Below are 13,067 nucleotides of genomic sequence, written 5' to 3'. Positions count from 1 at the left end.
TATACATCTACTGGCAGCGGCAGCTTGTCGCTTGATTTGGAGCTTTTGCGAATATATTTCAATGTTCACTTTGCAGGATTTGCCCATCGCTCATTTTAATAATTTGATCAGCGTAACAAAGCATTTCTTGATCGTGGGTAACTAGTGAACTACCCGCCACCTACGCTTCGCTTAGAGGTGGGGGCTTCTAAGGTAATCGCACTTATCCGTACGAAATTTACTTAGCTATCGAGCCTGTTCCATGCTCTATATATGATCATGCTAACAATCGCAATCCTTCATGCTTGATATTGATAGAAGCATTCCAATCTCTATCTGCCGCAAACCCACAATCACAATGAAATAGGCGTTCAGAAAGAGATAGACCTTCCTTTACTTGACCGCAACATGAACAAGTTTTGGATGAGGGAAACCACTTATCTATTTTGATAAGCTTTTTCCCTTGCTCTTCTAACTTGTACCTAAGAAAAGTCGTGAACATGCCCCATGCATGATCGGCAACGCTTTTGCCGAAATTGAGGGCTTGTGACATTCCCTTCATGTTGAGGTCTTCGATCACTACGCAATCATACCGTCTCGCTAATTTTTGTGATTCCTTATGCAGAAAGTCTTTTCGTTGGTCTGCAATCCTTTCATGCAGCTTCGCCACTTTTAGTCGCTGTTTGTGCCAACGAATAGAGCCTTTCTTTCTGCGTGATAGAATACGCTGTGCCTTTGCCAATTTTTCCAGGGCTTGACGATAAAAACGAGGGTAATTGGCTGTCTTACCTGTTTCACTATCGACAAATAAGCCATTCATGGAAAAATCCAAGCCAACGACAGCTTGTACTTCTTTTTGTACAGGTTGATGTTCGTATTCGGTGAGAATGGAAACGTAGTATTTTCCTGTTTTTGTTCGAGAAACGGTACAAGACTTGATGAGATGATGTGACGGAATTTCCCGATGCTGCTTAACTTTTACGAGTTTCAATTTCGGTAATTTGATATAGCCATCCAAAAGCATCATGTTTCCGTTTACCACATTGGTTGTGTAGGATTGTCTTGCTTTACGGTTTTTGAACTTCGGAAATTCAGCACGTCCAGAGAAGAAATTTTTGTACGCCTTCTGCAAATGTAGCTGAGCGTTTGCCAGTGCAAGGCTGTCCACTTCTTTAAGCCATTCAAACTCAGCCTTATACTTAGCAGGAGTGGGAAACTTTTGTTTCTTTAGCGTTTCCTTATCACCCTTGAATTGTTCATAAGTTTTCTTTCGTTCAGCTAACATTTTGTTGTAGACGAAACGAACACAGCCGAAGGTTTTGGCAAGAAGTTGTTCTTGTTCTTTCGTTGGATACAGACGGAACTTATAGGCTTTGTTTGCCATATCGAATCACCTCATTTCCATAAGGAACATTTGTTCTATTATATCATACGTACATTCGCTTTGGCTTACGCCAACCGAAATTTATCTCCCGCTTTCACTGGTGCACCTTCACGTTTAGAAGTGGGAGATAAATTTCGGATATATGTTAAATTTTTTAAAAGCCGAATTACTTGTATATTGCTAGAAAAAAGTGCAACGTTTTTTACATAGCCTCTCACCAATGAAAACTTCAGTTATCTTGTTCGTGACAGGGCATCTCGTCAGGCGATAACTTTCAGCCTCATAGCTTATGAAGCGGATACGGTAAATCAGACAATCCACCGGTGCAGCTGTCAGCCGGCTGTCTGAAAGAATGCAATCCCCTCCGCTAAATTCCAAGTTAGATGTAACAAGCAAACTCTGTTGCCAGTAAAAATCAGCAATGAGCCGGAACAGAATATTGGCTTCTTCTTTGCTGAATTTTCAACGTGCGGCGAGTCACTCGGTTACATTTGCAAACAATTAAATCCACTACGCTCTTCATTAACCCGTCATCAAGCTGTCCCATCTTTTTTAGACAGAGTGGATTAGTTGACATCGACAAGACTCACCGATGAGCCAACGTCCGCGCAACCTTTTCCACTCACGAGCCGCCGCCATAACTAGATACTGAATCAACGATTTGACAGTTAGCTTTCGTGCGGTATCTTCACAATCAATGGTTGTAGCCCTTCATCGGAAACAAACTTTTTGAATCAAGTTCAAGGACATGGAATTCAGTATCATAGGGATACCTCTACTCGTGAATGATTGGCAGCACATTCATTTTACAAGAAGGTGTCCCTTTCTGTCGTCTTTTTATGTAAGATTAAGCATTCATTAGAAACCAAATGAGATACAATCGCTCTCTTCATGGAGTATAATAACTCTAATTTATACAAAGCAGTTTCCTATGAATATAAAAGAGGTATAAATGTATATTATAGTTATGTAATTTTTTACCTTTCAGGGACTGATGTTAATACTTTACTAAACAGAAGGATGAGTTGCTTTTGGCGCTCTTATAGGCAGTTTGAGTGGGCTTCCTCGAGCTATTGGAGGGGCTATTATTAATGAATATGTAAATACCGTACATTTCGTTATTTACATTCCGTACTGGAAGCCAATCGATAATATGAAAATGTGTAAACAGTAATCGAGAGGAGATTGATTAATCATTAAAATGATAAATCTTTATTTTGTATTATTCGGAGGCATTGCCGTATTTTTGGTTACTTTCTTATCTGAGTATTTTTTTAAAAACCTATCATTACCAATCAAAATTATTTTAAATATAGCCTCCGCTATCATAGGAGTCATTCTAGGGAACATATTAGTAGAAAATCATAAAAAATAAAATAACTAAACGAGGTTGGGACATAACTAAATTTGCTGTCATGAAAGCCGAACCATTGTGTTTAATAAAAATATGAGAAACAATATAACCGAACTATTACGAAACTCTGAATGAGAGTTCTAAATAATAGTTCGGCTATTTTATTAGCTGAAAACACTTTGTCCCGGCTTCATTTAAAGAAACTAGGCCTGTCCCAGCCTCTTCATAGTTTTTCTTTAATTATTTATGGCGATATAGCGCCTGGCTCCCAGCACGAAACTACAGCGGGATAATTCCTAATACGAGAGCCACGATGATGAGAACGGCTGTCGAACCGCAGGCCCACTTTAAGAAAGAACGCTGCAGAGCCCCAAAATCCTCTCCCACCATTCCTACCAGCAGATAAGTGGAAGGAACAAGCGGACTCAGCAAATGAACCGGCAGGCCAAAAAGCGAAGCCCTTCCGATCATAGCAGGGTCAATTCCGTAGGCAGCTCCCGCTTTAGCAAGCAGCGGCAGGACACCATAGTAAAAAGCATCGTTGGACATAAAGAAAGTAAACGGTGCACTAATAATGGCTGTAATCACCGCAAAATGCGAACCCATTTCATCCGGAATATGCTGAATCATGGAATTCGCCATGGCATCTACCATGCCAGTTCCCGATAGAAGCCCAGTAAAAATTCCGGCAGCAAAAATCATGGAAACAACGGATAGCGCATTATCCGCATAATTGGCAACCCGCGCTTTCTGCTCTGTCACCTTCGGATAATTAACGGTAATTGCGATTGCAAAACCGATCATAAACAATACTGTTGTCGGCAATAATTCCATAATAAGAGAGACTAGAAGGATAATAGTTAAGGCATAGTTAAAGACAATCAGTTTAGGACGCTTAAGATTATTGCCTTCAGCTGTTGCCGCCGCTTCTTTAGCTGCCGTGCTAAAATCCAGCTCAATAACTCCAATCCGCTTTCTTTCTTTTCGGCCGAGCAGATAAGACATGAACAGAACAAACAGAACGCCGCCAATCATGGCAGGGATCACAGGTGTAAACACCTCTGACATTTCGAGATTCAAAGCCGTCATAACCCGGGCTGTCGGGCCTCCCCATGGGAGCAGGTTCATCACCCCTGAAGCTGAAACAGCAATTCCCGCTAGTATCAGCGGTCTCATTCCAATCCTTTTGTAAAGAGGAAGCATGGCTGAAATCGTAATCATATAAGTAGTGGTACCGTCCCCATCTAATGAAATAAACAGTGCCAAAGCCGCCGTACCGACGGCGATCTTTAATGGATCTCCCTTTACCACCTTAAGAATCGTATGAATAATAGGATCAAATACTCCTGCATCAATCAAAATACCGAAGAAGAGAATAGCAAATAAAATCATGATGCCTGTTGGCGCCACACTTTTAATCCCTTCTAACGCCATCGGCCCTATTTCACTGCCGAACCCGCCTAAGAGAGCGAAAACAACGGGCACGACAATCAGAGCAATCATCGCTGACAAACGTTCTGTCATAATTAAAATCATAAAAACCAAGATCATTAAAAACCCTAACACTGCAAGCATATTTTTCACTCCTTTATTCCCATTGTAAGCTGTCTCTCTTCTTTTGTAAGCGTTATCAATTTATTGTTTTTAAAATTTATTTTGAAAATTAAATTCATTTTGTTCACGGGAATGTTATGACTCAAGACATGTGAAAAAGACCGAATGGCAAGAATAGCATCCGGTCTTACGAATTGGCAGACATAAAATGCCCCTGTGAACAATGAGACTTTCGTTTTTCCTCTGTTGTTGAAGCGGAGAACAAAGGTAGACCTGCCTCTTGCAGACCCGAACGAATCAGGCATTTCAGCGCCGCAGTCTCCCGTTTGGCCTTTTCATTCCCCTCTCCATACTTAAACGGCACCTTACTAGGGGATCCAAACGATCAGATTTGATAATATTTCCGTTCAGGTCTCCCCACTACGCCATATCCCACTTCAGCTTTGCACTCATGAATAGACACTAAATATTCTAAATAGCGTCTGGCTGTTGTCCGCGAAACGCCAATTTGATCACTCGCCTGTTCAGTGGTTAAGCCTTCTTCACTTCCGGCAAGCACCTCTCTTACTTTTGACAGTGTGATCTTATCAATCCCTTTTGGCAGCCGGCCTTTCCTGCTGGCTGCAACTGGACGCTTGATAAGTTTCTTAAAGACCAAGTCCACCACCTCTTGGTCCACTTCCTGTTTAGCATGCAGCAGCTTTCGTTTATGCTGGTATTCTTTAATAATTTGATCAAACCGCTCCATCTTCACCGGTTTGATCAAGAAATACTCCACACCATAACGGAGCGCCTTTTTCAGTATATCCCGGTCGGTAGCTGCGGTAATCATCAGGATGTCCACCTGGCTGTAATTCTCGCGTATGATCGGGAGCAAATCGGATCCAAGCTGATCGGGCATATACACATCGAGGAGGAGCAGATCCGGCTGTTTTTCTTCCAGCAATTCAAGAGTTTGCTTGGCACTTAGCGCCTTTCCCACCACCTCAATGTCAGCAAATTTACGCAAGAATTTCTCATGAATATTGGCTACGCGGAAATCATCCTCCGCAATAACCGCTCTTATATTAGCCATTTTTCTCCCCTCCCTGTCTTTTAGGCAGAAATACTGTAAAGGTGGTGTTTCCTTTTTCACTGTGCACCTCTACGATTCCCCCCAGTTCTTTTACAGCGTTGTCCACATTGGACAGTCCGTACCCTCTTGGCAGGCTGTCCTCTTTTGAAGTAAAGCCCAGCTCAAAGATGAGAGAAAGATCCTCTTGTTTGATCCCCTTGCCGTTGTCACTCACTTCAAAAATAATATCCTCTCCGATATCAGTGGCGAAAAAACTGACACGCGGTTCTTCCTCATCGGCAACAGCATCAAAGGCATTGTCCATAATATTTCCTAGAATCAAGGTTAGCTCAGATAACTTTATATGATTTGGTAACGTTTCCAAGTAACTCTGCGGATCAATTTCAAAGATGACTTTTTTTTCAGAGGCTTTGCCCAGCTTTCCAAGCAAAATAGCTTGTACTTTTATATCTTTGATCTGTTCAAATACAATTCGGTTTAAAGAATCTAATTTCGTTGTTTCATTTTGCAGCATATCGATTGCTTCTTCATATTGGCCTAATTGAAGCAATCCGGATAGCACATATAATTTATTTGTAAATTCATGCGTTTGAGCTCTTAAATCATCTGAATACATCTTCACCTCTGACAGCGTATTCACCATCTGCTCAACTTCTGTTTTGTCGCGAAACGAAACGACTGCCCCGCTTACACTGCCGCTGTCAAATATCGGTGTGCAATTCATAATGATTTTTTTATGACGCCATTGCATTTCTTTATCCACTTGCGGCTTCCCTGTTTTGAGGACCTCGTATAAATAAGCGGAAGGAAAAAGGTGATCCACCTTTAAATCACGGACAGACTTTTGAATATCCAGCAGTTTTTTAGCCGGCTGATTCATCGACCGGATCACGCCATTTCGGTCAACAGCTAAAATCCCCTCTTTCACCGAATGAAGTACCGCGTTTTTTTCTTTATACAAGCGGGCAATTTCAGCAGGCTCCAGTCCAAGCGTATCCTGACGTATGCTCCTGGCAAGCAAATAACTGCCGATCACAGATATCACAAGGGCAATAAGAGATACGCCCACCTCTTTCGACAGGTCCCTGAGGATTTGTTTCTGAACTTCTTCCACTAAAAAACCAACGGAAACAACACCGATAATATCGCCATCATGATCAAAAACCGGCGCCTTTCCCCTCATAGAAATCCCAAGAGAACCACGCGCTTCCGAAACATAAGACTCCCCCTTCAGAAGCGCCCGATCATTGTCTCCGCCTATCATCGGCTTTCCTATTTCCGATAGACGCGGATGGGAATAGCGAATTCCTTGCGCATTCCCCACAACAATAAATTCAGCCCCTGTTTTTCGGCGGATGCGCTCAGCGATCGGCTGAATGTTACGGGAAGGATCTCCTGCCTTCAAAGAGTCGACAACAGTTGGCATGGAGGCGATCGTTTTCGCTAACCCCAATGCCAGACGCCCCCGGTCTGCTTGCATCTGCCTGCCTTCCATATAAGTATAATAGGCCGTTAACGTGAAAATTAAGAATAAGCTTAAAGACAAGGCTAATCCTAGAATCTTGGTTTGAATCGTCACTCTCCGCATTTGCACCAGCATCCTCTGCCTCTATTCTCGTCTGTCTTTAAGTGTACAGCACTTTAAACAATTTATCATCGCCGCAGTGCAATCCTTACAGAAAAAATAATAGCAACTGAACTGAAAAGGCCGAAGAAAACGGCACGCTTGAAACACCCCTTTTAACCTTTCTGACTGGTGATCTGCTCCCTCTCAAACAGACAGTCGAAATAATGAAATGCTTTAAGCGGCTTGAGTCCTGAATTTCAATGGACTTAAGCCGTTTAATTCTTCCTGACAACCGTGAAAGTTGTAAAAGTGAATATATTACGAATCACTTATTTTAAGGCCCCAAATGAATCGCATTTATGCAAATCATCCTTCTCGCATCTTAACGTTCTCCATAAATGTCCATCTCCAATACATCTCCCTGCTTCTCTTGGAAGTAATAAGCCGAGATGATAACTTTAAAAAGCATAGATCAATAATTAGGGGAAGGAAGGGAATTGTGCAGATGATTTTTTAAAACGGCAAAAGGAATTGAAGTTAGAAAAATAGAAATCCCAAGGCAATAGGAGTGCCATTAGTTATCTATATCTCATATTGGCAACCAATTGATAAACAGTAATGGCTAGTTTAAAAGGAGAGGTGATTAACTATTTTAAAAAAACTTTATCCCGCATTTTTTGCGGGTCTAGCTGTATTTTTAGTTAACTTCGTTTTAGAATATCTATGTAATGATTTATCACTGCAAATTAAAATTATAATAAATATGATTTCTGCAATAACAGGAGCAGTTTTTGGTGTTTTATTAAAAGAAAAACAAAATCAAGATAGTTAACGGTAAGGGAGGGAACGTCTTTGGGCGATATAAAGCTATTTAGGTTAAACGGTAATACAGTAAATGAATTAGAAGGGCAATCCGTTGCCGTTGAAAAATCGTTACAACACATAATTGAACAGCATTTAGAAACCTTTTTAGGCATACGCTTTTTAGCCTCTGAACATAGCACGGGTAAAAAGCATGCAGGCAGAATTGACACGCTAGGCATTGATGAAAACAATTCACCCGTAATTATAGAATATAAACGATCAATAAACGAAAATGTTATTAATCAGGGGTTATTTTACCTTGATTGGTTACTAGACCATAAAGCGGAATTTGAACTAATGGTTATGCGTAAGTATGGGCAAACCTTTTCAGACGCTATTGACTGGAGCAGCCCTCGTTTACTTTGTATTGCGGGCGGTTTTACTAAGTATGACGAGCACGCCGTACAACAAATAAACCGTAATATAGAGCTTTATCAGTACAAACATTATATTGACGGGCTACTATTATTAGATTTAGTTAATGCAACAACGGCACAAACCGTACATATCGAAAAGGATACGCCTACTGCTACTGCAACACACCGAAATACACGGGTTAAAACGGTATCTGACTATTTAGAGCAAGCAAATATGGAATTAACTGATAGATTTGAAACATTAAAAGCCTATATGATGGCGTTAGGCGATGATGTCCAAATGAAAATACTTAAACACTACATAGCGTTTAAACGTATTAAAAACTTTGCTTGCGTTGAGATACACCCGCAAACAGGAAAAATTCTTTTATACCTTAAAGTTAAGCCCGATACTATAACACTAGAACAAGGTTTTACCCGTGATGTTAGCAATATAGGGCATTTTGGAACGGGGGATTTAGAGGTTACTATTTCTAACAACGAAGATATTGAAAGGGCTAAACGGTTTATTAACATGGCTTATGATGTGAGCTAACGTAAAAACGGGCAAGCAATTACGCAAGCCCGTTTATTTTATTTGCTTGAATTTTGGAGTTTGATTGTAACCAATTGACGGATTATTTGATTGAAATTTCCTAATGTATTCAACCTCTTTAACGTTAACTTCTTTATCAGTAGCAGTTTCTGACTCCCATAATATTTGTTTACGTATGGTAAAATCCTTCCGTTGTTCCCTTGTAAAATCCTTCGCTATTAACTTGCTACTAGCACTTCCAAAATAGTTAATATTGTCTGTCAAATCCTTGCCAATGTAAATCTTACCGTTAGGATACGTAATCATATATATAACTTTCATTTCCGTAACCTCACCTAAACCAGTAAATTTTTTAATTCGTTAATAGAAAACCACGGTCTTTTACGGTGCAACATACAGTGACAATTAGCACAAACAAGGACTATATCTTCAACTTTCGTAACTTCATTATCAACCATTTCAGAAATAGGTTTTATATGATGACCTTCAATATAACCTTCGCCAATTTCACCGTAATGTTCCACAAAGTCAAATTCGCAAACCTCACAAAAAAGCTTGCCGTGCGAACCGTTCTTTTGCTAGCTTGATAACTTCGGGGTTACGTTCACGAAATAAGTGTTGTTTTAGTTTAAGTGATGTTAGACTCAAAAGTGAGCGTATCGAGGGGAATGTAAGACCATTAGCAACCTCTGGAGTCACCTTCCTCATTCCCCTATCAATGAGTTGAAGTTTAGAAGCACCAGCTCATAAATCATTATTAACGAGTTGTGTCTCATAAGAACAACAATTTGAGCTTTGCTAATAAGTATAAAACAAATTGACAACTCATATTTATTTCTATTTGAAACTTTACCTTTTTCTTTTGGTTAATCAGATAGAGTTTTTTCCCAAAGCGTACTCATTAATGCTCTCATGGCGCCTTCTCAAATTGTTCCTTTTCCTTTTTTACTTGTTCAATCTCACTCAGTAAAGCTTGGTACGCATCAATAATTTCTTGCTTATAACCTTCCTCAAGCTTCTTCCAGCAATGCTCTCTTGTATAATAATGATACTGTAATTCATACTCAAGTTTTCTGTACTTCTCGACTTGCTCAATGGGAGTCTCGTCTGCATTATAGTCTGGCAAATGCATCCCTATTGAAATAATCAGTTCAGAGAAACGCTCTTTCTCAAATACTCCGTCATAAATAAGAGACTTGGAAAAGGTGTCATAAAACTCTTTTACCTCAATGAGCTTCATTTGCAAATCAATATTTAAAACCCTGTCCAAATAAGACCATTTCTCTTGGTCAATAAGTTCAACGTGAATTGGGTACTCCTCAATACTGATATTTGCTCTTTCACCTTTCCAGCGTATAAGCATTTCTTTCTGCTCATAAGCTTTCTCAATGTTTTTAGTGACTTTTTCCACTTCCATTCTCAGTCTGAGCATGGCTGGTAACTGTCTCAACTTCAAGTCGTAATTGTGCTTTTTCTTATCTTCTGTTAAGGTTAAACGAGCAATCATGAAAGCAACAATACCGCTGAGTATTCCTCCAGAATAATTTCCCCAGAAAGCAAGCCAAGTGTCACCCTCTCCAAATGTCAATGGAGTTCCAAATTGAAAAATAGTCATATTCAATACAAAAGGAACAAGCAGAACAGCACCAAGAACCAGCCAGAAATATTTCCATTTAAAATTAATCATAATAGTTTCCCTTCAAAACATTATCTCTAATTATAACCTCGACAGACAAAATCGACCATTCTCATTTATAGATTGAAAGGAAACTAATTTATTAACCTTTTACAAGTTCCAGAATGGAACATTTACCGAGCTGGTAGCTGTTGAGCGTACCCCCGTGGAGGTATTGCAAGTTTCACAGAGAAGTTGCATATTTGAAGCGTCATTAGTACCAAACAACTCTAACGGAACTATGTGGTCAATGTGAATGGAATTATTGCTTCTTATTAAATTTGATAAATCACAACGACAAATTGCACAAGTACCCTTGTCACGATAAAAAAACAGCTTGCTTTAACCAAACAGGAAAGGACTGTCTTCTCAGCCTGTTTTTAAAGGTTACATATTCTGGGTACTTAAATTTTATGTAATCCATTTCTCTTTCAATAAAATTAGTAAGCTCGATATGAAAATCATGGAGAAAATTCCTATCTTGGAAAATAAACTGGAAAGCGGAATGTTTGATTAGCTTATCAATCTCATCCATGTTTTCACTAACATAGCTCATCCACTGAATTACAATCTCGTTACATTCACAACTAAAATGTCCATAGTCTTCTTCACAGCTTTCAAAGTCTGGAATTGGGAGTGAAGGATTCAATTTTACTTCTTCAAGAGTTCTGACGATAAACTCATAAGCTTTATCCAAATCAGATTTTTTCCAGAACATATCTACTTCTTCTTCGATATTTTGAAAGAAGTTTAAATAATGATGAATTGCTGTTTCCTTATTGGGTTTTAGTACACTTTCAATAATCTCCTCTTTAAAACAGTCTATGGCTTCTGTACCATAATCCCAAAAATTAGATACAGCGACACCAGCTAACCCTATTCCCGAGCTTACTGCTAAATGTTAGTCTTTTGGAGCCATAATTCCCCCCTCTCTCTGAAATAATTATAGTAAAACCTCTCATTCCGCAAACCAGTTCCAGTTCAATATAGAATTGTTTTTATTTGCTCATCTTTGTTCAACAGTAAAAACTCCCGAGAGTGCTCCCCAGAAGTAAGCTCCAAAAGTTTTCTTTATCCGTCTTCTCTTGTAAGCCACAACGGAAGCTTTAAAAGCTCGGATAGCTGGCTCAACAATCTCAATAACACTTGGAGCATATCTTTTAGACACCGCTTGCACCTTCCCCCAAAGAGAGAGGGTGCATCGGCTACACTTAGTTGGATAGATTTGTTAAGGTCATATAGACTTGATTCAATCTAGTCGGAGGAGAATCGAGAATGACTAAAAGGAAAAGAAGAACTTTTTCAAAAGAATTTAAAGAACAAATCGTACAGCTGTATGCAACTGGCAAGCCACGAGCTGAAATCATCAGGGAGTATGATCTAACACCTTCTTCCCTTGATAAACGGGTCCGTCAACACAATATGACTGGCTCTTTTGAAGAGAAAGATAACCGAACGCCTGAACAGGAAGAACTGATTAAGCTACGTAAAGAAAACCAAAGACTTGCGATGGAAAATGACATTTTAAAGCAAGCCACGCTGAACATAGGACGAAAGTAGAAGTGATTCGAAATAACGCTCACAACTACTCAGTATTAGCCATGTGCGACGTCCTGCAAATCCCTAGAAGTACGTATTTATGAAGCTAAAATCAAAGATGGCCAGGAAGAAGAGGAACTGACAAGGCTGATTAAAGACATATTCAAATCCAGCAGAAATAACTACGGCCAAAGAAAAATAAAGATTGAGCTTCAAAAGAAGGGCTGGCAGGCGTCACGCCGTCGTATTGGGCGCATTATGAAAGAGCAGGGACTTGTCTCTAAGTATACCGTGGCCTAGTTTAACCCCCGGAAAACTTCATTTAAAGAATCGAAGGTTGGAAACGTGCTCAATCGAGAGTTTAATTAGGACAAGGAGTTAAAGGTCGTTGTCAGTGATCTGACTTACGTCCGTGTCAGACAGAAATGGCATTACATATGTGTTTTGGTAGATTTGTATAATCGTGAAATCATTGGCTACAGTGCCGGTTCCGAGAAAACTGCATCCCTCGTTCAGCGTGCCTTTGCATCCATTCCCTACAATCTAAATCGCCTCGAATTGTTCCATACCGATCGTGGGAGTGAGTTTAAAAATAAGCTGATCGATGAAGCTCTTGAAGCCTTTGACATCGAGCGTTCTCTAAGTGCAAAAGGAACGCCCTATGACAATGCCGTTGCGGAAGCGATGTTTAAAACGATCAAAACAGAGTTCGTCAATGGCGCCGCTTTTTCCAGCCAACAGGAACTGGATCTGGCACTATTTGATTATGTGAATGGATTTAATCCTATTCGGATCCATGAATCGCTGGGCTATTTAACACCCAGTGAATCTAAGCGAAAGCTTCAGGCTGGAATGTGTGCTATTTAGCAATAACCCGCCCACTTTATATGGAGTGGCGGGCATGATAGCCTTGGCGGCTGAGCCAGATTCCCTTAAATATCTGGCTTCCTGGCTCGTCCTCCTGCCCGCAGAGGCTCCAAGACAAGCGAAAAACTGCACGCACCATTTTCCATTAGAGCTTCAGAAATTTAATACCTTAAACAGGTTTATGTTCCTTAAAATAATTGTTCAGTTTAGTGTTGAAATTCCAAAATTCACCTCAATCGAACGTAGTTTGTCGAAGGAAAAATTAATCAGTTGATTACTTTGTCAGTAAACCTCCTT

General features: G+C 40.0%; 11 protein-coding genes and 1 pseudogene. 2 read left to right on the top strand and 10 right to left on the bottom strand.

All coding sequences use genetic code 11. From position 1 onward, the window contains the following. Positions 1-256: 256 nt before the first annotated feature. The 5 genes from CEF20_RS03440 to CEF20_RS03415 form a co-directional block, all read right to left on the bottom strand. Entirely contained in the window at positions 257-1,363 is a 1,107-nt protein-coding gene (locus tag CEF20_RS03440; protein ID WP_100330473.1) for an RNA-guided endonuclease TnpB family protein, read from the bottom strand. A 180-nt stretch (positions 1,364-1,543) separates the two neighbouring features. Next, complete coding sequence (locus CEF20_RS03435) at positions 1,544-1,786, bottom strand: ATP-binding protein (protein WP_232713462.1); 243 nt, start codon at positions 1,784-1,786, stop codon at positions 1,544-1,546. Between the two features lie 1,210 nt (positions 1,787-2,996). Beyond that, positions 2,997-4,292, bottom strand: coding sequence for a CitMHS family transporter (locus tag CEF20_RS03430; RefSeq protein WP_100330471.1), 1,296 nt, complete (start codon positions 4,290-4,292; stop codon positions 2,997-2,999). A 364-nt stretch (positions 4,293-4,656) separates the two neighbouring features. Next, complete coding sequence (locus tag CEF20_RS03420; RefSeq protein ID WP_100330469.1) at positions 4,657-5,346, bottom strand: response regulator; 690 nt, start codon at positions 5,344-5,346, stop codon at positions 4,657-4,659. Then, positions 5,339-6,934: an ATP-binding protein gene (locus tag CEF20_RS03415; RefSeq protein WP_198508497.1), complete on the bottom strand. Its 1,596-nt coding sequence runs from the start codon at positions 6,932-6,934 to the stop codon at positions 5,339-5,341. Before CEF20_RS03415 ends, CEF20_RS03420 begins: the two co-directional genes overlap by 8 nt. Positions 6,935-7,765: 831 nt before the next feature. Between CEF20_RS03415 and CEF20_RS03410 the strand changes: the two genes are divergently transcribed. Next, positions 7,766-8,689: a DUF5655 domain-containing protein gene (locus CEF20_RS03410; protein ID WP_100330468.1), complete on the top strand. Its 924-nt coding sequence runs from the start codon at positions 7,766-7,768 to the stop codon at positions 8,687-8,689. A 33-nt stretch (positions 8,690-8,722) separates the two neighbouring features. Here the strand turns inward: CEF20_RS03410 and CEF20_RS03405 are convergent, their stop codons facing one another. The 5 genes from CEF20_RS03405 to CEF20_RS17000 all read right to left on the bottom strand — a co-directional run bounded on the left by CEF20_RS03405 (position 8,723) and on the right by CEF20_RS17000 (position 11,082). Then, positions 8,723-9,010: a GIY-YIG nuclease family protein gene (locus CEF20_RS03405; protein ID WP_100330467.1), complete on the bottom strand. Its 288-nt coding sequence runs from the start codon at positions 9,008-9,010 to the stop codon at positions 8,723-8,725. 14 nt (positions 9,011-9,024) lie between these two features. Beyond that, a complete protein-coding gene (locus tag CEF20_RS17010) occupies positions 9,025-9,213 on the bottom strand; it encodes an HNH endonuclease (protein ID WP_232713355.1) in 189 nt (62 codons plus the stop codon). 386 nt (positions 9,214-9,599) lie between these two features. Continuing rightward, the gene (locus CEF20_RS03395) at positions 9,600-10,376 is read right to left on the bottom strand and encodes a hypothetical protein (protein WP_100330466.1); all 777 of its coding nucleotides are present in this window, start codon (positions 10,374-10,376) and stop codon (positions 9,600-9,602) included. Between the two features lie 99 nt (positions 10,377-10,475). After that, a complete protein-coding gene (locus CEF20_RS17005; protein ID WP_332849199.1) occupies positions 10,476-10,616 on the bottom strand; it encodes an HNH endonuclease in 141 nt (46 codons plus the stop codon). Between the two features lie 67 nt (positions 10,617-10,683). Further along, positions 10,684-11,082: a hypothetical protein gene (locus CEF20_RS17000; RefSeq protein ID WP_232713354.1), complete on the bottom strand. Its 399-nt coding sequence runs from the start codon at positions 11,080-11,082 to the stop codon at positions 10,684-10,686. A 557-nt stretch (positions 11,083-11,639) separates the two neighbouring features. On the opposite strand from CEF20_RS17000, the pseudogene CEF20_RS03380 reads away from it, so the two are divergent. Next, positions 11,640-12,770: pseudogene (locus CEF20_RS03380) on the top strand (IS3 family transposase). Positions 12,771-13,067: the final 297 nt, after the last annotated feature.

The organism is Bacillus xiapuensis, assembly GCF_002797355.1.
In the GTDB taxonomy this organism is placed as follows: Bacteria; Bacillota; Bacilli; order Bacillales; family Domibacillaceae; genus Bacillus_CE; species Bacillus_CE xiapuensis.
The sequence above is the reverse complement of the archived record's forward strand: the minus strand, read 5'-3'. Positions and strand labels throughout refer to the sequence as shown.

Bases quoted from the DNA above. Each gene is read 5' to 3' on its own strand.
- CEF20_RS03440 (WP_100330473.1), bottom strand. From the start codon at position 1,363: ATGGCAAACAAAGCCTATAAGTTCCGTCTGTATCCAACGAAAGAACAA.
- CEF20_RS03430 (WP_100330471.1), bottom strand. From the start codon at position 4,292: ATGCTTGCAGTGTTAGGGTTTTTAATGATCTTGGTTTTTATGATTTTA.
- CEF20_RS03420 (WP_100330469.1), bottom strand. From the start codon at position 5,346: ATGGCTAATATAAGAGCGGTTATTGCGGAGGATGATTTCCGCGTAGCC.
- CEF20_RS03415 (WP_198508497.1), bottom strand. From the start codon at position 6,934: ATGCGGAGAGTGACGATTCAAACCAAGATTCTAGGATTAGCCTTGTCT.
- CEF20_RS03405 (WP_100330467.1), bottom strand. From the start codon at position 9,010: ATGAAAGTTATATATATGATTACGTATCCTAACGGTAAGATTTACATT.
- CEF20_RS03395 (WP_100330466.1), bottom strand. From the start codon at position 10,376: ATGATTAATTTTAAATGGAAATATTTCTGGCTGGTTCTTGGTGCTGTT.
- CEF20_RS17000 (WP_232713354.1), bottom strand. From the start codon at position 11,082: ATGTTCTGGAAAAAATCTGATTTGGATAAAGCTTATGAGTTTATCGTC.